Origin of the sequence: Micromonospora sp. DSM 45708 (assembly GCF_039566955.1) — a bacterium.
GTDB lineage: Bacteria > Actinomycetota > Actinomycetes > Mycobacteriales > Micromonosporaceae > Micromonospora.
This window is the reverse complement of record NZ_CP154796.1, coordinates 2,311,609-2,333,634: the sequence shown is the minus strand read 5'-3', so window position 1 is coordinate 2,333,634 and position 22,026 is coordinate 2,311,609. Positions and strand designations below refer to the sequence as shown.

The following is a 22,026-nucleotide window of genomic DNA, read 5'->3' as shown; positions in this document are numbered from 1 at the left end:
ACGTTACTCATCGGCGAACGTCGACACAATCCCCCACCGACCGGTACCACCGTCGCCCAGAGCCGCCACCGCCACGTGGACGGTGCGGACTACTCGGACGGCCTGCCACGGGCCGGGCCGGCGGTCGGATAGGCGTGACCGGTCGGGGCAGGTCAGGGCGTCCATCGCACGCCCGGGTTCACCCGCCCGGACCAGTCGAAGACGGCCATGTTGTCCCACTGGTTCCCGGTGCCGTTGATGTCGGCCGGGTCCCAGCCGTTGCCGCGCACGGCGTACCAGGTCGGTTCCCAGTAGAAGACCCCGACGGCCCCGGCGTTGCGCGCCGTGTTCTGGACCCAGTCGAACTCCTGGGCCTGCCCGGACCAGGTCGCGGCGATGCCGTCGCAGGTCGCGTCGCCGATGGCGTTCGGCTCGCCGTCCGCGTCGTTGCGGGTGAAGGGGTACGCGGTCTCCACGATCACCACCGGCTTGCCGTAGCGACCGCGCAGGTCGACGATGTTCTGGTAGAGGTTCGCCAGCGTGCCGTGCCACATGCAGTAGTACGACAGGGCCGTGACGTCCCACTGCACGCCCTGGGCGCGGATGCCGTCGTAGAACCAGCGGGCGTTGGCGTTGCTGTCGGCGTCGGCGGTGTGGATCATCACCGGGATGCCGGCGCCGCACGCCTTGGTCGCGTTGTAGCCCTGCTTCAGCAGGCCGGCCAGCGGAGCGAAGTCGTTGTTGACGACCTTGCCCTCGTTCCACAGCATCCCGACGTTGATCTCGTTGCCGATCTGCACGCTGTCCGGCGGGGTGCCCTGCGCCCGGAGGCTGGCGCAGACGTCGTAGGTGAAGGCGTACACGTCGGTACGCAGTTGGCTCAGGCTGTGCCCGGCCCAGGCGGCCGGCTTGTACTGCTTGCCGGGGTCGGCCCAGGTGTCGGAGTAGTGGAAGTCGATGAGCACCTTCAGGCCCTTCGCCCTGGCCGCGCCCGCCTGGGCCAGCACCCTGCTCTTGTTGTTGTAGCCGCTGGCCGGGTTGTTCCAGACGCGCAGCCGGACGTAGTTGACGCCGACGGACTTCAGGATGTCCAGGGGGTCGCGGGCGACACCGCCGGCGTCGTAGTACTTCGCGCCCAGATCCAGGCTGCGCTGCAACGAGGAGACGTCGGCGCCCCGCATGGTGAGCGTGTTCGCCGCGGCGGCCGGCGCGGGCGTGCCGCCGAGCGTGGTGGAGACGGCGAGGATGCCGGCCGCGACGGCCGCGAGCAGGGCCCCGGGACGGGTGCTCACGGGACGTCCTCTCCGGAGCCGACGGCGCAGGGGGCGCCGTTCAGCGTGAAGCCGGTCGGCGGCGCGTCGCTGGCGCTCCACCGGCCCTGGACGCCGAAGGTCGCGGAGCCGTTCGGCGCGAGCACGCGGTTCCAGTCGACGTTGCGGGCGGTCACGGTGGCGCCGGTCTGCCCGACCGTGGCGTTCCACCCCGAGGTGACCTGCTGGTCGCCGGGGAAGCCGAAGGCGACGGTCCAGCCGTCGACCGGCGCCGCACCGAGGTTCTGGACCGTCACCGTGGCCACGAAACCGCCCTGCCACTCGGACTGGTTCCGGTAGGTCACCCGGCAGGTCGAGGGCGGCGGGGTGGGCGCCGTGGGCAGGGTGACCGTGTTCGACGCGATCGACACGTTGCCCACCGCGTCCCGGGCCCGGACGTAGTACAGGTTGCGCAGCGGCGTCGACGGCGGCAGCGACGCCGTGTACGTCGTACCCGGCACGGTGGCGACGAGCGTCGAGCTGAACCAGCCGTCGAACCGGTAGACGTTGTAGCCGAGCACGCCGACGTCGTCCGTCGACGGCGACCAGGACAGCGTGGCGGTCGAGGCGGTCACCTCGCCGACGGTCAGGTTCCCCGGGGCGCTCGGCGGGGTGGTGTCCGGGCCGGTGTCCGTCACCGGGGTGACCACGGTCACCGTGTTGCTCGGGGCGGAGCGGTGCCCGAGGCTGTCCCGGGCGGACAGCCGGAACGAGTACTGCCGGCCCGCCCGGAGGTAGCCGGTGATCGTGGTGGTGGTGACGTCCCCGACGCTGGCGCTGTAGATGACGTCGTCGAACGCCTGGTAGTACGTGATGTCGTAGCCGACGACGGGGCAGCAGCCGCGGGTGGCGGCGGTCCAGGTGAGGGTCACCGACCCGCTCCGTACCTCGCTGGCGGTCAGGTCCGTCGGCGCGCTCGGCGGGAAGGGTGTGGTGCTCGGCGTGCTGGGCGCCGTGCTCGGCGCCGGCGGCCCGGTCGGCTCGGCGGCGGGCGCCGGAGCCACGCCGGCGTACGCGGCGGGCGCGGCGGTGCCGGCGTCGGCCGTCGGCGCGGCGATCGGTGCGGTTGCGAGCACCGCCGTCGACAGCACGACGGCAACCGGCAGACCCCACCGTGGACGGCGGAACAGCGCGGACGAGTGGACGCCTCTCATACCTCGACGATGCCGCTAGACATCGATGATCGCCAACATGTCCCACCCCTCGGTCGATCTTGACGGTCCGGCCGCACCGCCGTAGAGTTGAACGTGTTCAAATCAGGTCGGGCGAGGAGGGACCGTGAAGGTCGTCATCCCCGGCGGCACCGGGCAGGTCGGCACGATCCTGGATCGGGCGCTGACCGCCGAGGGCCACGACGTCGTGCTGCTGACCCGCTCGCCACGGGGCGCCCGCCAGGTCCGGTGGGACGGCTCCACGCTCGGCGACTGGGCCGAGCACATCAGCGGCAGCGACGTGATCGTCAACCTGGCGGGGCGCAGCGTGAGCTGCCGGTACACCGCAGCGAACCTCGACGCCATGATGAGGTCACGGGTGGAGTCCACGCGGGTGGTCGGCGAGGCCATCGCCCGGGCGGCCCGACCGCCCCGGGTGTGGTTGCAGATGAGCACCGCGACGATCTACGCGCACCGCTTCGACGCCGCCAACGACGAGCACGGCGGTCTGCTCGGCGGCGACGAGCCCGCCGTGCCCGGGTACTGGGCGTACAGCGTCGAGATCGCCCGGAACTGGGAGGCCGCGCAGGAACAGGCGGCAACCCCCCACACGCGCAAGGTCGCACTGCGGTCGGCCATGGTGATGAGCCCCGACCGCGGTGGCGTGTTCGACGTGCTGAGCCGGCTGGCACGACTCGGACTCGGTGGACCGGTCGCGGGCGGCCGGCAGTACGTCTCCTGGATCCACGACCGGGACTTCGTCCGCGCCGTCCGCTTCCTGATCGCCCGCGACGACCTCGCCGGGGCCGTGAACCTGGCCGCGCCGAACCCGTTGCCGCAGCGGGAGTTCATGCGGGAACTACGGTCGGCCTGGCGGATGCCGGTCGGCCTGCCCGCCACCGGATGGATGGCGGAGATCGGCGCGTTCGCGCTCCGGTCGGACACCGAACTGCTGCTCAAGAGTCGGCGGGTCGCCCCCGGACGACTCACTGCCGCCGGATTCGCGTTCACCTGCCCGCACTGGCCGGCCGCAGCCGGTGAGCTGGTCCGACGGCGTCGCCGACAGCGGTGCGATCCGTCGACGGACCGCACCGGCCGATCCCCGGCAGGTTGACTCCTGCCGGGCGTCCTGCCTGTCCCCCCACATCGGACGTTGCTTGACTCAGCGTCATGACACACATTCGGAAAGCGATCACCCGTACGGTGGTCGCCGGAGCGGTGATCGGCGCGACGACGCTCACCGGTCCCCTCGCCGGGCACGCGGCATCCGACCGGCCGGGGGCGGCCGGCACCCACAGGACCATCCTCGACGTCATCCCGACGCAGACCGTGGACCGGATGGTCGCCCAGGCCCCGCTGGTCGACGCCGCAAACGTCATCCGCACCGCGGTGGAGCGCACGCCGGCCCGCGGCTACGCCGGCATCGGCCTGGTCGACGACCACGTCACCCTGTGGTGGAAGGGTGCGCCGCCCGCCGACGTCACCGCGGCCGTCACTGCCGCCCGCCGCACCGCGCCGGTCGAGGTGGCCGGCGCCGCCTACTCCCGCGCCGACCTGCGCAAGGCCGCCGCCCGACTCACCCCGGTGGTGGAAGCCGGCCCGGCCGGCGCCGGCCGCTCGGTCCGACTGCGCACCGACGGCAGCGGCATCGAGATCGCCGTCGACCGCACCCCGGGCGTCGCGCTGCCGAAGCTGCCGGTCACCGGCGTCCGTACCAGCGTGGTCACCCGCGACCGGCTGGTGCAGCGGTCGCGGGCCGACGACGCCGCGCCGTTCGACGGCGGGGCGGGCATCGGATTCACCACCCCCGGGTGCACCGCCGGCTTCGGCGTCCGCAACGCGGACACCAACGCCGGCTACGTCCTCACCGCCGAGCACTGCGGCGCCATCGGCTCGCCCTGGCACGTCGGCTGGAACACGTCCACCGGCACCGGCACGCTCGTCGGCTACGCCGTCGACAGCAACGACGACCACGACACGATGATCATTTCGACGTCCGCGCCGGGCGACCACATCTACGTCGGCGGCCAGCACGACGAGGTCCGCGCCCGGGTGACCGGCTGGACCGAGGTCTTCCCCGGCCAACTGCTGTGCCAGTCCGGGTACACCTCCGCGGGTGTGCTCGGCGGCCCCGTCTGCGACCTGCGGGTCGAATTCCACTACGACGACATCGAGGACCTCGTCGAGGCCACCCAGCTCGACGGCGACGAGGCCGCCCGGGGCGGCGACAGCGGTGGTCCGGTCTACGCCGTCAACGCCGACGGCACCGTGCTCGCCGCCGGCACCACCACCCGGTCGGCAGGTCCGGGCTTCGGCTTCCAGGACTTCGCCACCGCCCGCGACGACTACGGCAACCTCGTGCCGGCCACGGCGACGGCCAGCACCTGCCGGGTCTCCTTCGTCGTCACCAACTCGTGGGGCACCGGATACGCCGCCAGCGTCACCGTCTACAACGACGGCCCGGCCGTCAACGGCTGGTCGCTGGGCTGGACCTTCCCCGGCGGCCAGGTCGTCCAGGGCCACTGGAACGGCGTCTTCCAGCAGACCGGCCCGGCGGTGACCGTCACCAACGAGGGGCACAACGCCACCATCCCCACCGGCGGCGCCGTGAACCTCGGCTTCACCGCCGACGGCTCCCCCGCCGTTCCGGTGCCGTTCACCCTCAACGGCACCACCTGCAACTGACCTTCCCCACCAACCCGGGCCCCGCCGCATCGCCGGCGGGGCCCGGCCGCCGTGCCGGTCAGGGCCCGGCCAGTTCCCGTCGCAACGTGGCGCGCAGCGTCCGCACCTCGGGGGCGTCCAGTTCGCCGCACCGGTCGAGCGCCCGCCGGCGCAACCGGCGGGCGTCGTCGGCCAGGTCCGGGTCCGCGTCGGCCAGCGCCGCGAGCGCGTACAGCGTCTGCGCCTCCCACCACGGGCAGGACAGCGCGGCGTACAGGGCCAACGCCGCCCGCAGCGCCTCGGCCGCCGCCTGGGCCTCACCCAACGCCTGAAGCGCGAGCCCGTACCGGTGCACGGCGTTGGCCTCGCTGAACGTCGCGCCGCACCGCTGGAACACCCGCCGGGCGCGGGCGTACTGGTCGGCGGCGTCCCGCCACCGGCCCATCCCGGCCAGGTCCGCGCCGAGGCTCATCATCGCGCCGGCCGAGGCCACCGCCGCGCCGGTACGACTGAGGCCGTTGCCCCGGCCGTGGAACGCCAGCACGTCGCGGTGCAACTCGGCCGCCTCGGCGAACCGGCCGAGCGCGGCCAGCGCCGCGCCCTGCACGCTCGCCGCGCTGTGCTCGCCGAGCGCGTACCCGATCGCGCGGAACAGGGCGACGGCCCGGTGGCTGTGGTCGACGGCCGACCCGCCGTGCCCGGTCCGGACGTGGATGGCGGCGATGTAGGTCAGCGCCCACGCCTCCTCGCGGCGGTCCCCGATGCGCCGGGCCAGGTCCAGCGCCCGGCCGAAGGCGGCCAGCCCGTCGGTGTTGCGGTCCCGGCAGAAGTACCGGGCCCACCCGAGGAAGTTCAGCAGGACGGCCTCGTCGTGCGGGCTGCCGGCGGCCCGGGCCGCGGCCAGCCCGAGCGAGAAGATCTCGTCCCAGGAGTGCCGGTGGCTGTTGGCGTCGGAGTACCAGTGCAGTGCCCGGGCGACGGCGACCACGTCGGCGTGCCGACCGCGCCGGGACGCGTCGCGCAGCGCCGCCAGCCAGTTGCCGGACTCCCGGTCCAGCCAGTGCGCCGCCGCCCGGTCGTCGTCGAACTCCGAGTCGGCCCGGCCTGCCACCGGTTCGAACATCGCCCCGGCCTGCCGGGTACGCCGCAGCAGCCAGTCGACCATCCGGTCGTGCGCCCTCGTCCGGGAGCTCCGGTGCTCCTCGACGTCGAGGCGTTCGGAGGCGTAGAGCCGCACCAGGTCGTGGAACTGGTACCGGTCCCCCGCGGGCCGGAGCACGCCGGCCTCGACCAGCTCCTCCAACGCCGCCGCCGCGGTGTCCTCGTCGGTGCCGGCCACGGCGGCGACCAGCGCGGCGGCGAAGTCGGTGCCGGGGATCAGCGAGGCACGCCGGAACACCCGCGCGGTCGTCCGGTCCAGCTGCCGGTAGGAGACCTCGAACGCGGACCGGACGTCCAGGTCGCCGGCGGTCAGCACGGTCAGCCGTCGGCGCTGGTCGTGAAGCAGGTCGACGAGCCGGCCGACCGACCACTGCGGTCGGCTGGCGAGGCGGTTGCCGGCGATCCGGAGGGCCAACGGCAGCCGGCCGCAGAGCTTGACGAGTTGATCCGCGGCGGCCGGCTCGGCGGCGATCCGGTCGGCACCGACGATCGCGGTGAGCAGCAGCCGACCGGCCGCCGGGGAGAGCAGGTCGAGCGGCTGACGGACCGCACCGGCCAGACCGGTCAGCGGACGTCGACAGGTGACCAGCACGAGGCACCGGTGCCCGGCCGGCAGCAGTGGACGCACCTGGGCCTCGTCCGCGGCGTCGTCCAGGACCAGCAGCAGCGGCCGGTCCCGCGAGAGGGTGCGGAACAGGCCACCCCGTTCGGCCGGTGACACCGGTACCCGGCCGTCCGGCACCCCGAGCGACCGCAGCAACCCGGCCAGCGCCTCGGCCGGGTCGACCGGCCCGGCCGGCGGGACCCCCCGCAGGTCGACGAAGAGCTGCCCACCTGCGAAGGCCGGGCCGAGTCGTTGTCCGGCCGCGACGGCGAGGCTGGTCTTGCCGATCCCCGGCGGACCGTGCAACACCACCACCGAGGCGGTGTCCGGCCGCCCGGCGGCGGCGTCGGCGGCCAGCGTCGAGAGCCGGTCCAGGAGCTCCGCGCGGCCGGTCAGGTCCGGAAGGGGCGCCGGAAGCTCCCCGGGCACGACCACCGCCGGGTGGTCGTCCGGCACGACCGGGCGGTCGTACGACTGCCGCTCGGCCCGGGCCAGGGCGACGAAGCGGTCGCGGTCCGCCCCGGCCAGCCGCAGGGCGTCGGCGAGCAGCACCACGGTCCGCCGTTGCGGGCTGCGCACCCGACCGCGCTCCATCTCCCGGATGCCGCGGACGCTGGACCCGGCCGCCTCGGCAAGCTCCTCCTGGGTCAGCCCCCGTTCCAGCCGGAACCCCCTGAGCACCGCCCCGAACCGGTCACGCTGCACCTGACCTGTCGGCATGTTCCCCCAACCACCCGACGCCCGCAGTGACGTAACGCGGATCGATGATCCCATGACGATCACCCTCCGGAGGTCACTGTGGACGGACTGTGAGCATCACCATGTCGGGCGGGGCACCACCCGTAGGGCGTCCTAGGACACTGGTTCACTCACGGGGACCTGTCGACCGCAGAGCGTCAGTCGGCGGGGCGTCGTAGGCTCGGCAGATCGCCACCGCTGCGGCGCGTGATCGCCGTCCGTGCCTTTCGGACAAGGGAGATCCGGATGCACCTTCCCCTCGACACGCCACTGGCGAGCGAGCCGAAGACCGCCGTCCTCTGGGGTGTCTCCTTCGACGCCACGCCGGTGTCCGGAATCGTGGTCGAGTTCATCAAGCTCGCCGACGTGTTCCGCCGACGCGGCCACCGCGTGCTGCTGGACATCGGGTACGACATCAAGGAGGACAAGAACCGTTTCTTCGATCCCTACACCGACGAGGCCCGGTGCCTGCCGTCCTGGATCGAGCTGGCCCGGGTCGACGGGCTCGCCGACGTCGCCGGCTACGACCCGGCGTTCGTCCGCGACACGCTGCACGCCGTACGCCACGGCGGCACCCTGCCGTCCCGGACCGACGCGGTCAGCGACGCGATCGCCGACCGGATCGTCGCCACCTGGCGTCGCCACTCGGTGACGGCTGTGCTGGTGGAGAACGGCACGCTGCCGGAGAACATCGCGTACACCCGGGCGCTCCACCGCGCCATCGAACGGTACGGCCGGGAAAAGGGCCTGGGCACCTACGTGCTGTGGCGTGACCACGACCTGATGTGGACCAGTGAGCCGGCCACCGGAAAGTACGGCGTTCCCCCCTATCCGCACGCGGTGCGCCCGGTCGACTCGCCGCACATCCGCTACCTCGCCCTGCACGAGCAGGCCCGTCGCCGCACCCTGGACTGGTCCCCCGGGCTACGGGACATCCGCGTGCTGCACAACTCGTTCCGGTTCGAGCCGGCGGAGCCGGACCGGATCGACCGGCGGTTCCGGGCGCACCACGGGATCCCCGACGACGCGGCCCTGATCGCACGCTTCACCCGGCTGGTGCCGCAGAAGCGGATCGACCGCGACATCGACCTGCTCGCCCGGTTGATCCGGTGGTTCGCCGACCGAACCGTCGACCGGAAGGTCTACCTGTTCGTCGCCGGCGATCCCACCGAACACCCGGCCACGGCCGCGGCGCTGCGGGCGTACGCCGAGCACCGGCAGGTCGGACACCGGGTGGTCTTCGGTGGCCGGCTGGCGCCCCGTGACGTGCCCCCCGGCCCGGAACGCGGCCACACGGTGGCGGACCTGCTCGCGCAGGCCGACCTGACGTCGTTCCTGACCTCGTACGACTACGAGAGCTACGGGAACCCGATCGGTGAGTCGATCGCCTCCGGGGTGCCCTACCTGACCACCCGCTACGAGATGTACGACGCCGTGTACGGCAGCAAGGGGCTGCACGCACCGGTGCTCGACGTGACCACCACCGACGAGGCGCCGATCACCGACGCGTTCGTCGCCGAGGTCGCCGAACTGCTCACCAACCCGGTCCTGCACCGCCGGGTGGCGGCGTTCAACCACACCCGCGGCAAGCGCTATTTCGCCGCCAACCGGGCCGCGGAGGTGGTGGACGAGTTGCTCGGTGCCGCACCGGCGCCCGCCCGCCGGCCCGGGCCGGCGGCCCCCGAGGTGTACGGCCGGGTGGGGCGGGACGCCGTGCCCGCCCTGCCGGCGGGCACCCGGATGACCGTCGTCCTGCCGGTGCTCAACGAGGCGGCCAACCTCGCCGCGGTGCTCGGATCGCTGGCCGGCCAGCGCGGGCCCGACGGCCCCCTCGACCGGGCGCTGTTCGACGTGCTGCTGGTCGACAACAACTCGACCGACGACACCGTGGCCCGGGCGCGCCGACTGGCCGCCGCCCATCCGGGGTTGCGCGTGCACGTCATCGGGGAGTCCGCGCAGGGCGTGTCGTGCGCCCGGAAGGCCGGCATGGACCTCGCCGCCGAGCGGGCCCGCCGGCGCGACGCGTCCGACACCGGCCCGCGCCCGTTCTACCTCGTCTCGGCGGACGCCGACTGCCGCGTCGACAGGTACTGGTTGTCGACGCTGCTGACGGCGATGGACGGCGGCAAGGCCGCGATCGGGGTCTGCGACTACTACTACGACCGGGAGCACTTCACCGACCGGCCGTTGCTCTGGGACGCGATCGACCGGACACTGCGGTGCCGGGCGGTGACGTTCGGCCTGTTCGGCGGCTTCCCCGACGGCAAGGGGTTCGCGGTGGAGCGGCAGGCCTACGAGCGGGTGGGCGGCATCGAGCTGTCCTACCAGCTCAAGGACGGCCGGTTCGTCAACCACCTCTCCGACGACTGGGACTTCGGCATTCTGGTCCGGGCCAGCGGCGACGACATCACCTACGTGCCCGGTTCCCGGGTGGAGATCAACCCTCGCCGGGTCGACCACGCGATCGACGAGGTGATCGCCGGACGGGCGTACGGCGCCGGCGGCATCATCACCATGCGCGACATCCGCCCAGCCGCCGCCCGCTCCTCGGTCGTGGACCTCACCGAGGACGAGGCGGTCCAGGCGTGGGAGTTCTCGATCAAGGACTTCGTGCCGAAGAACATGATCCTTCCGGTGCTGCTGACCCCGGCCCTGCTCCACGAGCGCGCGGTGATCGAGTTCTTCACGCCCGCGCTGGCGGACCGGCTGGCGCGACGCATCGCCGAGATCAGGGCCGAGAGTCGGTTGATCGACTTCGTGCCCATCCACTCCTACAAGTCCCCCAGCTTCCGGCTCTACTTCGAGTTCGCGGCGGAGCTGTTCGCCCGGCTCCGCGCCACGGTCGGGCCGGACATCGGATATCCGCCGCCGCTGCCGGACTGCCTCCAGGACATCCGGGAGGAGGGCGATCCCGGGCGGTTCCGCGACTTCGTCCGCCACTACTGCGAGGACCGCGAATCCGGCGCGGCACACGACTACTTCGGCAACGGAGGGGTGTTCTGATGAGCGACGCCTACGAGGACGCGCTGACCTCGCTGTCCCGCCTGGATCCCGGCCATCCGCGACCCGCCGTCGTGGACGTGCTCGCCGCACCGGAGAACCGCCGGCTGCTCGAGTACGTCGCCCTCGACCCGTTCGGGTCGCACGTCTTTCCCGGCGACATCCCCGACGCACCCGTGGACTCCTTCCTCGACGACCTCAACGCGCAACTGGCGAACACCCGGCCCATCCACCTGTGGTCCTACATCCCGACCTGCAGTTACCGGTGCCGGTTCTGCCAGTACCCGGTGGTGCTGGTCAAGGGCGACCCGACGGTCACCCGGGCCAAGGTGGACCGGTGGGTCGACCTCAACATCCGGGAGGCCCGGCTCTGGCTCGACCGGGTGCCGAACCTCCGCGACGCGCCGATCGGCGAGTTCAACGTCTTCGGCGGCACCCCGTCTCTGATGTCGCTCGACGCGGTGGCCCGGCTGCTCGACTTCTACCGCAACAACTTCGCCTTCGCCCCGGACACCCCCATCCGGTTCGAGGGCGATCCGACCACCTTCACCGAGCCGCTGTTGGAGTTCCTGCTGGAGCAGGGCTGCCGCAAGCTGTCCTGCGGAGTGCAGTCGTTCGACGACCCGGTGCTGCGGCTGTCCGGGCGGGAGCACGACGCCGTCGAGTGCCGGGCCTTCCTGGCGAACACCCGCCGGCTCGGCTTCGACTGGGTGACCGTCGACCTGATGTACGGACTGCTCGACCAGACCGTCGACAGCGTGCGGCGTGACCTCGACACCGTACGGGCGTACGAGGTGCCCGGCCTGGTCTGCACCAAGCTGCACCTGCGCTCGTACGCCGACACCCGCACCGGTGTCTCCGGTGACCGGCCCGCCGCCTGGCAGTTCGCCGGCTACCGGGACCGGCTCGCCGCCGCCGGCCACCACTGGCCCACCCTCGGCGAGCAGTACCAGATGCGCGACGTGCTGGCCGGTGGGTTGACCGCGGCGGGCTACCGGGAGCACCCGACCATGTACTTCCACCGGGCCGGGCACGCCCCGGAGACGTGGAAGGCCATCATGGTGGACCAGGACCGGCAGGACGCCGAGGTCGCCATCGGCCTGGGCGGCAGCTCCAGTTGCCGACGCTCGGAGGCGATGACCGAGGTCAACGAGAGGCGTTACGTCGAGGCGGTGGAGGCCGGTGTGCTGCCGCTGGCCTCGGTCACCCGTTTCGGCCCACTGGCCACCGAGTCCCGGTCGATCAAGATGGCCCTGTCGACGCTGCAACCGCTGCGCGACGACCTGCACCGGGAACGGTTCGAGGGCCGGTCCCTGTTCGACGAGCCGTGGGGCAGCGCCTTCGCCGCCCTGGAGCGCCGCGGCCTGCTCGCCACGGACCGCGACGCCGGCTCCGTCACGCTGACGTCCACCGGCGAGGTCCTGGTGGAAGCCATCATGCACACCGAGCTCGGGTAGCGCCTCACTGATCCGCGCCTCGACGGCGGAGCCCGACGTGTGACTGGACCAGGTACATCACGCCGGCCAGGAGGGAGAGCACGCCGGAGAGGACGACGGCGCCCCGGTAGCGGCCGGCCGACATCAGGGTCCCGTAGGCGAGCGAGGCCACGGCGCTGCCGGTGAAGATGCCCATCCGCTGGACACCGTTCACGAAGGCGCGGGTGCCCTGCGCGGCCCGGCTGTTGGCGAGGTTGTCGAGGACCGGCATCTGGGCGTAGTGCGCCCCCTGGCGCAGCAGGTACCAGAGAACGAAGAGGCTGGCCGTGCCGGCGGTGGCGCTCAGCACCTGGAGGAACAGGGCCGCGATCATGGCGAGGCCGGCCACCCGGAGGGCGCCGCCGCGCTTCATCAGGGGGAACAGGACGAAGATGCCCAGGACGCTGGCCAGGCGGTCCGCGACCAGGAGCCAGCCCAGCGACTCGGTGGCCAGGTGCAGGTAGTTGACGGCCACCAGGTTGATGAAGCGGATGGCGAGGACGCCGGCGCCGCCGACGAGGACGGCGAGGACGAACAGGCCGGCGAGGTGACCGGCGTTGGCGCGCAGCGCCGGCAGCACCGGGGGGCGGGACTCGCCGGGCGCGAGCGCCGGCCCCGCGTCGCGGCGCCACATCGCGAGCCGGGCGACACCGATCAGCACCGCCAGGACGGCCGAACACAGCAGGTCGAAGCGGTACCAGCCGGCGCTCTCCTCGCCGACGCGCGCGAGCAGCACGCCGACCACGTTGCCGACCGCGGAGGCGGTGAGGAAGGCGACGAAGCCGGTCCGGAACAGCGCGAAGCGTTCCTGCTCGTCGTGGATGGCCGAGGCGAGCACGGCGTTGACACTGACCAGCATCAAAGCGGAGCAGACGCTGTTGAGACCGAACAGCAGCAGGTGGCCGGAGAGGCTGTCGACGAACGGGATCGCCAGCATCGTGCCGGCGAAGCCGAAGCTGCTGAGCAGCATCATGGGTTCCAGGCCGAGCCGGTCGGTGAAGGCGCTCAGCGGCAGCACGATCACCGCCATGACGGTGAAGCCGACCGAGAAGACCTGCCCCGCGCCCGCCGGCGGGATGCCCACCTGCCCCAGGAACAGCGCGTAGTACATGTCGAAGAGGCTGGTCGCGAGGCCGAAGAAGACCTGGCTGACCACGAATCCGGTGCGGACCCGCCGCAGGTGGTGCTCGCGGCGGGTCACGGAACCGGTGTCCGGAAGCAGAGTCACCGAGCATTGTCTCCTGTCAGCGGGGTGCGCGCGGGGTGCGACGCGCCGAGCTCGCGCCCGGACTTGGACACCAGGATGCCGTCCAGGTACAGGTGGTCGAGTTCGGTGCGGACGAAGGTGCAGAGGGCGTGCAGCGGTGTCTCGACGATCGGCTCACCGGCGTCGTTGTACGACGTGTTCAGCACGATCGGCACCCCGGTCAGCTCGTGGAAGGCGGAGATCACCGCGTGGTAGGCCGGGTTGTCGGCCGCCGAGACCGTCTGGAGGCGGGCGGTGCCGTCGACATGCGTGATGCTGGGCACGCTCTCCCGGCGGGCCGCCCTGACCTGCGGGACGAGCAGCATGAACGGGCTTTCGCCGGTGAAGTCGAACCACCCGTCCGCGTGCTCCGCGAGCGCGGACGGGGCGTACGGGCGGAACGGTTCCCGGTGCTTGACCACGTTGTTCAGGTAGTCGCGCATCGCGGGGTGCCGCGGGTCCGCCAGCATGCTGCGGTTGCCCAGCGCACGCGGGCCGATCTCGGAACCGCCGCTGAACCACCCGACGACCCGGTGCGCGGCGAGCAGCTCCGCCACGTCACGGGGGCCGGCCTCCCGTGCGGTCAGCTCGACCCCGGTGTGGTCGGCGACCGCACGCAGCGCGTCCCGTACCTCGTCCCTGGTGTACGCCCGGCCGAAGGACGCCGTCCGCATCACCGAGGGACGCCGGTTGCCGAGCAGCTCGACGCTGCCGTGGAGGGCCGCGCCGATCGCGACACCCGAGTCACCGGCCGCCGGCGGGATGAAGATGTCGCGGAACGGTGACTCGGCGCGGACCCGTTCGTTGGCGACCGAGTTGAGCATGACGCCACCGGCCATGCAGAGGTTGTCCGAACCGGTCAACTCGTGCGCGACGCCGGCGAGGTGCAGCATCGCCCGCTCCAGCTCGGCCTGCACCTGGTAGGCGACGTCCTCCGCGAACGGCGACTGCCAGCGCAGCGGATCCGACGGGTCGTAGTCGGCCCCCTCCTCGGCGAGCAGCCGCTGCCAGATGTCCTCCAGATCCTTCTGCGAGGAGCGGATGTCGAAGCCGTCGAACGTGAGCCAGTGCCCCCAGTCGGGACGCGGCCGGCCGTAGGGCGCCAGCCCCATGGTCTTGCCCGCCTCGGGATAGCCCCCGCAGCCGAAGACGCCGAAGTCGGGGGTGCCGTACCGGGTGACGAAACCCAGCCTGGTGGTGAAGAAGTCGTAGAAGAGGCCGAGGCTCAGGTCGGAGTAGTCGGCCGGGTAGCGACAGGCGGCCACCGGCGCCAACCGGTCGGCGTCGCCCCGGAAGAGGGTGTGCTTCTCGATGGTGCCGTCCGGGAACCGGGCGCCGGCCTGGTCCACGACGAGCACGGCCGCCTCGTCGTACCCGGACGGGTAGTAGGCGACGGCGGCGTGTGCGCGGTGGTGTCCGGGCAGCGGCAGCGCGCGGACCTTGGTCTTGTCCCTGATGGGCAGCTCGCGCAGGATCCGGCGGACCGCGCCGTCACCCAGGGGTCGGTTGCCGACCACCAGGTCCACGTCGTCGATGCCGGCGCCGACGGCGTCGAGGCAGTAGGCGACCGCCTTCATCGGCAGGGTCTTGGTGATGCGCTCGAAGTGTCCCTGCACGAGGAAGCCTTCGGAGTGCTTGATGCGGTCCAGACGCTCCTCCTCGACGGCGACGGCGATCTCGCCGTCGCGGACCAGGCAGGCGGAGCGGTCGTGGCTGAGGTTCAGACCGAGCACGAGGGACATCGGACTCCATTTCCTATGTCGGAGCGGTGCGGGCTGGTCACGGCGTCTGCCGGCCCCGGTCCATCGCCTCGGCGAGGCCGTCGAGGATCCGGATCGCGTCGTCGCGCAGCGTCAGCGGATCGGTGGTCCGCAGGAAGAGCAGGCCGGCATAGCCCAGGACACCGTTGTGGGGGTGGTAGCGGGGCATCGGGCTGCCCGGCTCCTGCGACTGGCCGCGCACCAGCTCGACGGTGGTGGCGGGCGACACGAGCGACGACCAGTCGACCCGGTCGGGATCGAACGGGGGCAGGACGGACCAGGGCTTGCCCGCCGAGTCGGACGCGATGACCGAGAGGGACGCGGCGGCGCAGGTGGCGTCCGCGGGCAGGAGCAGCCGTCCCGGCAGGTCGGGCCGGTCGCCGAGCGCGGCGGTGTGCTGGAGGGCGACGAGGTCGATGCCGTAGACCTCGAGCAGCTCGCGGGTGACGGCCGCACCGCCGGCGCGGGCTGCCGACTCCAACAACCGCACCGTGCCGTCGGCCATCAGCTTGAACTCGGTGTGCGTGGCGCAGGTGTCCAGGTCCAACGCGTCGACAGCGCGACGGGCGACGTCGGCGATGCGCTGCTGCAACTCCGGTGCCAGCACGCACGGCGCCTGGTTGCTCAGCTCCACGTACACCGGGATCGTGGGCAGCCGCGCGGTGATCGCCAACGGGTGGTAGGTGCCGCCCGCCACCAGCCCCTCCACGCTGAGGTAGTCGCCGAAGCCGGGCTCGGTGTACCAGCCCTCCGTACTCGAATCGATCACCTCTTCGGCCAGGAACCGAGGGCCGCTGGAGGTGCCGTGCTCGTACATGCCCGACCTCTTCGCGGCGTCGACGGCCGCCGCGAGCTCCCGCCACACCGGCTCGACGTCGTCGCCGGGCTGGATCGTGGCCTGCCCGATCGAGCCGGCGCCCAGCACGGACTTGACGATCACCGGGCCGGCCAGCTCGGCGCAGGCCGCGGTCAGGTCGTCGCACGAGTCGACCGGCCGGAACGCCGGGTTCGGCACCCCCGCCGCCTCCCACGCGCGGCGCATGAGCAGCTTGTTGCGGGAGGTCGCCGCGCCGGGGCCGGGCCCGGGCAGGCCGAGCCGCCGGCAGGCCGCCGCGGTGGGTACCACGCAGTACTCGGAGAACGTGAGCACGGCGTCGGCGCGGACGGCCGTGGCGTGCGCGACGATCTCGTCGGCCAGCGGAGCGTCCGGCCGGGCGTGGTGGAGCCGGCGGCACAGACGGAACAGCAGCTCGCGTTGCCACGGCTGGGGCTCGCCGACCAGCAGCACGTCGACGATGGCACGGCTGGTCAGCCTCGGCAGCAGATACTCCAGCGCGGGACCGCCCTTGCCGTACACCAGCAGGGTCACTGGTTGCATACGTCATCGCTCCTGTTCACGGGGGCCGGCCGGGGAAAGCCGGTCGGCGTCTGCCAGAGGTGGGTACGCAGGGACGTCCGCATGGCGCGTAGCTGTCCGTCGATGCGGTGGAGGTCTTCGCGGCTGGGACGCCGTGCTGCCGACCCGAGCAGGGGCAGCAGCACCTCCACCGCTTCCAGCAGGCACAACACCGCGTCCCGCTCGGCGGTGACCGGCCCGGCGTGCACCGCGTCCGTCAGGCGGCTCAGGTGCCCCAGAAGGTCTGTAGGACGGCCGTCGCGCTGTCCAGTTTCATCCGCGCCTGCTGCCACACCAGGCTCCGCGGCGACTCGAGGACGGCCGCGGACACCTCCTCCCCTCGATGTGCCGGCAGGTCGTGCAGGAACACCGCCTGCGGCCAGCGACTCAGGAAGGCCTCGTCGATGTGGAAGGGCCGGAAGGTCTGGCGCCACAGCGGGTCCTCCTTGACGGTTCCGGTGGTCTGCCACCGGGTGGTGTACACGCAGTCGGCGGCGTCCGGCAGGTCGTCCCGTTCGTGGGTCTGGCACACCCGTGCGCCGGTCACGGCGTCCTGCGCCGCCGCGGCCACGACCGCGGCGTCGAGGCCGTAGCCCGGCGGGGTGTAGAGGGTCAGCTCGGCGCCCGGGATCCGGGCCAGCGCATGCGCCAGCGCGGAGGCGGTGTTGTTGCCCTCGCCGACGTATACCACCCGGATGCCGTCGAGCGGGCCGAGATGCCGTCGCAGCGTGGCCAGATCACACACCGCCTGCGTGGGGTGCTCCTCCCGGGCCATCGCGTTGATCAGCGGCAGGTCTCCGGCGTCCCGCATCCGACCCAGCTCGGCGACGGTGCGGGTGCTGCGGATCACCACCCCGTCGAGCATCAGGCCGAGAATCCGCGCGGTGTCCTCGGCGGACTCGCCGGTGTTGGTCTGGAGGCTCTCCGGCCCGTAGGGCAGCACCTGCGCGCCGAGTCGGAGCGCCGCCACGCTGAACGCGGTGCGGGTCCGGGTCGACGTGCGTTCGAAGAGCGTCGCCACCACCGCGCCGGTCAGGCTCGGCGGCACCGCGGCCGGGTCGTCGGCGACCCGGACGGCGGCCTCGACCAGGGCGGTGAGCTGAGCGGCGGTGAGGTCCCGCAGGGATATCAGGCTGCGCCGGTGGCCGGTCATCCGAGGTCCACCGTCGACCCGAGGCCCGCACCGGCGGCGTGGCGGCGTACCTCGTCGATCAGGGCGACGTCGAGCACGCCCATGCCGAAGGGATTCACCACCGTGAACGAATCCGTGGGGACGAGCCGGTGCCGGCCGGTGACGAGGCCGCCGATCGTGCCGTCGATCGCCCGGCCGGTGGCCGAACCGGGGCGGGTGACCCGGCCCTGCGCCATCAGGTCACCGAGCGGGCGCCGGGGATTCTCCGCGACCAGGTCGACGTCGTCGACGTAGAGGGCGCCGGCGGCGAGCAGCGCCTCGGTGGTCAGGTCGGCCAGCGACACGTTGACGACCAGGGCGCCGGCGGGAATCCACTCCGGCGGCAGGTAGCCCTCGTCCGCCGTGGTCGTGGCGATCGTCACCTGCCCGGCCGCGACGGCGCCGGCCGCCTCGCCGACGACGCGGACGTCGAGCTCGGGACGGAGCCGGCGCAGGCGTGCCGCGAGCCGGCGGGCGGAGGCGTCGACGCGGTCGTGGAGGGTGACCCGGGACAGGCCCGGCAGCGTTTCGAGGAGCAGGGCCGCGTGGGTGCCGCCCTGCGCTCCGCAGCCGAGCACGGTCAGGCTCTCCGCGTCCGTGTGCCCGGTGAGGTCCACGGCGACGGCGGAGACGGCGGCGGTGCGTACGGCGCTGACGATCCCGACCTCCACGACGGCCGTGATCCGGGCCGTTTCCGGGTCGAAGCAGAGCCCCACCCCGCTGGCGCGCTCCAACCCGGCCTCCGGGTTGGAGACGCTGGCGTTGATGATCTTCATGCCGTAGGCGCCCGGCACCGCACCGGGCATCCCGATGGAACGGGTGTACGCGCCCCGGCTGTTGTCCCAGCGCAGGTAGGCCTCGCCGGGCAGCACGCAACGCCCCGCGTCGTGGTCGGCGAGGGTACGCCGGACCAGCGCCACCACGTCCAGCGCGTCGAGGCAGCGCAGGACGTCCGCGCGGGACAGCACCGCGACGCTGCCCGGCCCGCGGAGCCCGGGCAGCCCGGCCGTGAACCATCGGTCGACCGAGGTGGTCACAGGAGTCCCTCCTCGTGGAAGGCGTCGAGCCCCTCGGGCAGGTCGAGAACCCCGCAGGAGCGGAACAGTTTGACGGACTGGACGGCCTGGTCGCGCGTGGCCCGGCGCACGGACTCCGGTGGGTAGACGTCGCGTACCAGCTCCTCGATCTGCGTGGGGGTGAGCCCCGCGGCGGCGAGGTTGGCCCGTACCGGCCGCAGGTCCGGCCGCAGGCTGTGGCCGATCAGCCGGGGCAGACAGCGCGCGGTCTCCCGACGTGCGGCCGGGTCGAGCCCCGCCCACACCTCGCGGAACAACTGCGAGAAGAAGGCATGGTGCCGGCCCTCGTCCCGGGCGTGGTCGCGGACCGTCTCGCGGACCAGCCCGACCAGGTCCGGGTCGTTCGGCAGCTCGGCCAGCAGCGTCGTCACCAGCGTCTCGAAGACGACGACCTGCAACAGTTGCGGCAGCGTCCCGCGCTGCGGCATCGCGCCGGACGAGATGTCGTCGAGGCGGTTCAGGAAGGGGGTGAAGTCGTACGGCAGCGCCTCGACCCGGCTGGCGGACTCCAACTGCCGCACCACGTCGAACGAGTAGAGCGCGTGGTACGCCTCGTCGCAGTAGATCTTGTACGCGTCGAGCCGCACGTCCCGGCGCAACGGCGCGTCCACCCGACCGTTCGCGAGCAGTTCCGCGGCCCGGTTGACCACCCTCGTCTCAAAGTGGGCGGTGAACGCGAAGTAGTGGTACGTGTGCCGGGCCACCAGCGCCGTCCGGGCCTCGTCGGCCAGGCCCTCCAGCAGTCGATGGTCGACGTAGGGGATCAGCCTGGTCGGGAAGAGCACCTTGCCGTCGCCCATCTCGTCGGCCAGCACCCGGCGCGGATCCACCCGTACCCCCGCGCGGTCGAACCAGTCCCGCAGCGGATCGGCGTTCACGCGGCGCTCCATTCCACCGGGCCGCGGACGACCGCCGGTGGGTCCACGCGGAGCCCGTGCGCCGCCCGCCAGATCGGGGAGTACACCGTGTCCAGGTAGTTGCCGGCGCCGTCGGCGCAGACGCAGACGACCTCGGTCAACCGGTCCCGCGCGATCAGCCGCAGGGCCGCCGCGACCAGTGCCCCCGAGCTGGCACCCACCCCGATACCGGTCTGCTCCGACAGCCAGACGCAGGCGGCGACCGCCTCGGCGGGGCCGATGCGTTCGACCGGCCCGTCGCCCGCGGTGACGAAGCCGGAGCACTTGCTGGAGCCGATGCCGGACAACAGCCGCCGACCCTCGGTGTGCCCGACCGCGTGCGAGCCCGGCACGTCGACGCCGACGACCGTCCACTTCGTCGCCCGGGCGGCGTAGCTGCGCAGGCCGGACAGGGTGCCGCCGGTGGAGACGGCGGCCAGGACGACGGTGTCCGCGGGCACCTGCCGGGCCAGCTCCGGCGCGGTGCCCCACTCGTGCGCGGCCGGGTTGGCGGGATTCTCGTACTGGTTCGTCCAGCGCAGGGTGGGTCGCTCGGTGAGCATCCGTTCGACCAGGGCGAGCCGGCTGAGCAGATAGCCGCCCCGGCCGTCGTCATCGGTGGCCACCACCACCGAGGCGCCGAAGCGGCGCATCTCGCGTACCGCGTAGGCCGGGGTGCGCGGGTCGACGACCGCCGTGAACGGCACGCGCGCGGCGGACGACAGGGCGGCCAGGGCCACCCCGAGGTTGCCCGACGTGGACTCGACGATGCCGGTGACCGGGTCGACCTGGTCGGCCACGGAGCCGAACAGCGCGACGGCGGTGCGGTCCTTGATCGATCCGCACGGGTTGAAGGACTCGAGCTTGAGCCGCAGCGTCCCCTCCCGGCCCCCGGCCGTGACCGGCACGGAGACCACTGGGGTGTCGCCCACGACCAGCGGGATCAGCCCTGGCCGTGGGGTCGGGACGGCGAGGTCGGGACCGGTCATCGGTCACCGTGCCCCGACGGGCTCGGCGGCGTCCGGGTCCGGCGTCCCGGCCGCCCGACGGCGCCGGGCGTAAACCGCGTACGCCACCGGAACCGCAAGCAGCAACGGCACCCCGCTGAGCATCGGCAGGCCGAACGTGTCGCTGAACGCCATGGACACGAGCACCGCGGCCAGCACGACCATGGCCAGCACCACGGCCACGGTCAGTCCGCGGTCCGCCGGACGTTCCGCGCGCCGGTAGGCGAGGTAGGTGGCGAGGATGAGGATCCAGGTCAGCAGCGCGCCCGACAGCGAGAAGCCGACCAGCGCCAGGAACGCCCGCTCGGGGGCGACCGCCGCGAGCAGGGCCGCCAGCAGCAGCCCGGCCCCGGAGACCAGCAGCGCGGGCAGCGGCACGCCGCGCCTGTCGACCCGGCCGAACAGCCGTGGCGCCTGGCCGCTGCCGGCCAGTCCGTGCAGCGTGCGGCTGGCGACGTAGACGTTGGTGTTCATGGCGGACAGCGCCGCGGTCAGCACCACCGCGTTCATCACGTGCACCGCGGCCGGGACCCCGGCGATGTCGAACAGTCGGACGAACGGGCTGGCGTCCACCGAACCACCCGCCGCCGCCTCGTTCCACGGCACGATCGAGACGACGACCGCGGTGCCGAGGACGTAGAACAGCAGCAGCCGCAGCACCACACCGCGGGTGGCGGAGACCAGGTCCCGGCTGCCGGCGCGCGCCTCGCCGGCGGCCACGGCCAGCGCCTCGGTGCCCATGTAGCTGAAGGTCACCAGCACCATGGCGAGCCAGATGCCGCTCACGCCGTGCGGGGCGAACCCGCCGTGGTCGGTCCAGGCCGACAGGCCGGTCGCCGACCGGCCCCCGAGACCGACGAAGATGGCGACGGCGCCCAGGCCGACGAAGACCACGATCGTGATCACCTTGATCATCGCGAGCCAGTACTCGAACTCGCCGAACACGCCGACCGTGAACGAGTTGACCACCAGCACCAGCGTCGCGAAGAGCACCGCGGGCACCCACAGCGGCAGCCCCGGCCACCACAGCTTCAGGTAGATGCCGACCGCCAGCGCCTCGCTGCCGATGTTGACGACCCCGGCGATCCAGTACCACCAGCGCTGCGCGAACGCGGGGCCCGGGCCCAGGTAGCGCTCGGCCATGCCGCCGAACCCGCCCGCATCGGGATGCGCGGCGATCATGCGGGTGAGCGCGTACGCGAGGGTCACCGCGACGGCGCCCCCGACGGCGTAGGCGACGGTGACCGCCGGACCGGCGGTCGAGATCGCCTGACCCGAGCCGAGGAAGAGGCCGGTGCCGATCGCGCCGCCGAGGCCGATCATCCGCAACTGACGCCCGGAGAGGTCCCGCCGCAGCGAGGTGCCACCGGATGGGGATTGTGCGGTCATGGG

Annotated in this window: 16 protein-coding genes; 4 read left to right on the top strand and 12 right to left on the bottom strand. The window is 72.7% G+C overall.

Annotated elements, in window-relative coordinates; translation table 11 throughout:
* Positions 1–152 precede the first annotated feature (152 nt).
* Together VKK44_RS10285 and VKK44_RS10280 are read right to left on the bottom strand one after the other, a co-directional pair.
* A complete protein-coding gene (locus VKK44_RS10285) occupies positions 153–1,271 on the bottom strand; it encodes a glycoside hydrolase family 53 protein (protein WP_343446655.1) in 1,119 nt (372 codons plus the stop codon).
* Positions 1,268–2,443, bottom strand: coding sequence for a cellulose binding domain-containing protein (locus VKK44_RS10280; protein WP_343446653.1), 1,176 nt, complete (start codon positions 2,441–2,443; stop codon positions 1,268–1,270). The genes VKK44_RS10285 and VKK44_RS10280 overlap by 4 nt, the downstream gene beginning before the upstream one ends.
* Positions 2,444–2,567: 124 nt before the next feature.
* Here VKK44_RS10280 and VKK44_RS10275 point away from each other — a divergent pair, with 124 nt between their 5' ends.
* Together VKK44_RS10275 and VKK44_RS10270 are read left to right on the top strand one after the other, a co-directional pair.
* Positions 2,568–3,554 (top strand): TIGR01777 family oxidoreductase, encoded by a 987-nt coding sequence (locus VKK44_RS10275; RefSeq protein WP_343446651.1) that lies wholly within the window; start codon positions 2,568–2,570, stop codon positions 3,552–3,554.
* A 56-nt stretch (positions 3,555–3,610) separates the two neighbouring features.
* A complete protein-coding gene (locus VKK44_RS10270; protein WP_343446650.1) occupies positions 3,611–5,125 on the top strand; it encodes a cellulose binding domain-containing protein in 1,515 nt (504 codons plus the stop codon).
* Between the two features lie 58 nt (positions 5,126–5,183).
* Here VKK44_RS10270 and VKK44_RS10265 read toward each other — a convergent pair whose 3' ends face one another.
* Positions 5,184–7,589 (bottom strand): ATP-binding protein, encoded by a 2,406-nt coding sequence (locus VKK44_RS10265; RefSeq protein ID WP_343446648.1) that lies wholly within the window; start codon positions 7,587–7,589, stop codon positions 5,184–5,186.
* 264 nt (positions 7,590–7,853) lie between these two features.
* Here VKK44_RS10265 and VKK44_RS10260 point away from each other — a divergent pair, with 264 nt between their 5' ends.
* Together VKK44_RS10260 and VKK44_RS10255 are read left to right on the top strand one after the other, a co-directional pair.
* Complete coding sequence (locus VKK44_RS10260) at positions 7,854–10,610, top strand: glycosyltransferase (protein WP_343446647.1); 2,757 nt, start codon at positions 7,854–7,856, stop codon at positions 10,608–10,610.
* Positions 10,610–12,064 (top strand): radical SAM protein, encoded by a 1,455-nt coding sequence (locus VKK44_RS10255; RefSeq protein ID WP_343446646.1) that lies wholly within the window; start codon positions 10,610–10,612, stop codon positions 12,062–12,064. Before VKK44_RS10260 ends, VKK44_RS10255 begins: the two co-directional genes overlap by 1 nt.
* Before the next feature lie 4 nt (positions 12,065–12,068).
* Here VKK44_RS10255 and VKK44_RS10250 read toward each other — a convergent pair whose 3' ends face one another.
* Genes VKK44_RS10250 through VKK44_RS10210 form a run of 9 tightly spaced genes read right to left on the bottom strand, consistent with a single transcriptional unit; the run spans position 12,069 to position 22,023 of the window.
* Entirely contained in the window at positions 12,069–13,310 is a 1,242-nt protein-coding gene (locus VKK44_RS10250; protein ID WP_343446644.1) for an MFS transporter, read from the bottom strand.
* Complete coding sequence (locus tag VKK44_RS10245) at positions 13,307–15,070, bottom strand: carbamoyltransferase family protein (RefSeq protein WP_343446642.1); 1,764 nt, start codon at positions 15,068–15,070, stop codon at positions 13,307–13,309. Before VKK44_RS10245 ends, VKK44_RS10250 begins: the two co-directional genes overlap by 4 nt.
* A gap of 37 nt (positions 15,071–15,107) precedes the next feature.
* Positions 15,108–16,466 (bottom strand): ATP-grasp domain-containing protein, encoded by a 1,359-nt coding sequence (locus tag VKK44_RS10240; protein ID WP_343446641.1) that lies wholly within the window; start codon positions 16,464–16,466, stop codon positions 15,108–15,110.
* Entirely contained in the window at positions 16,454–16,693 is a 240-nt protein-coding gene (locus VKK44_RS10235) for a hypothetical protein (protein WP_343446640.1), read from the bottom strand. The genes VKK44_RS10240 and VKK44_RS10235 overlap by 13 nt, the downstream gene beginning before the upstream one ends.
* A gap of 17 nt (positions 16,694–16,710) precedes the next feature.
* Positions 16,711–17,637, bottom strand: coding sequence for an ornithine carbamoyltransferase (locus tag VKK44_RS10230; protein WP_343446639.1), 927 nt, complete (start codon positions 17,635–17,637; stop codon positions 16,711–16,713).
* Entirely contained in the window at positions 17,634–18,692 is a 1,059-nt protein-coding gene (locus VKK44_RS10225) for an ornithine cyclodeaminase (protein WP_343446638.1), read from the bottom strand. Before VKK44_RS10225 ends, VKK44_RS10230 begins: the two co-directional genes overlap by 4 nt.
* The gene (locus VKK44_RS10220; protein WP_343446637.1) at positions 18,689–19,609 is read right to left on the bottom strand and encodes a diiron oxygenase; all 921 of its coding nucleotides are present in this window, start codon (positions 19,607–19,609) and stop codon (positions 18,689–18,691) included. The genes VKK44_RS10225 and VKK44_RS10220 overlap by 4 nt, the downstream gene beginning before the upstream one ends.
* Positions 19,606–20,616 carry a pyridoxal-phosphate dependent enzyme gene (locus VKK44_RS10215; protein ID WP_343446636.1) on the bottom strand — a complete coding sequence of 337 codons (1,011 nt, stop codon included), beginning with the start codon at positions 20,614–20,616 and terminating at the stop codon, positions 19,606–19,608. Before VKK44_RS10215 ends, VKK44_RS10220 begins: the two co-directional genes overlap by 4 nt.
* A 3-nt stretch (positions 20,617–20,619) precedes the next feature.
* A complete protein-coding gene (locus tag VKK44_RS10210; protein WP_343446635.1) occupies positions 20,620–22,023 on the bottom strand; it encodes an amino acid permease in 1,404 nt (467 codons plus the stop codon).
* Between the last annotated feature and the right edge of the window lie 3 nt (positions 22,024–22,026).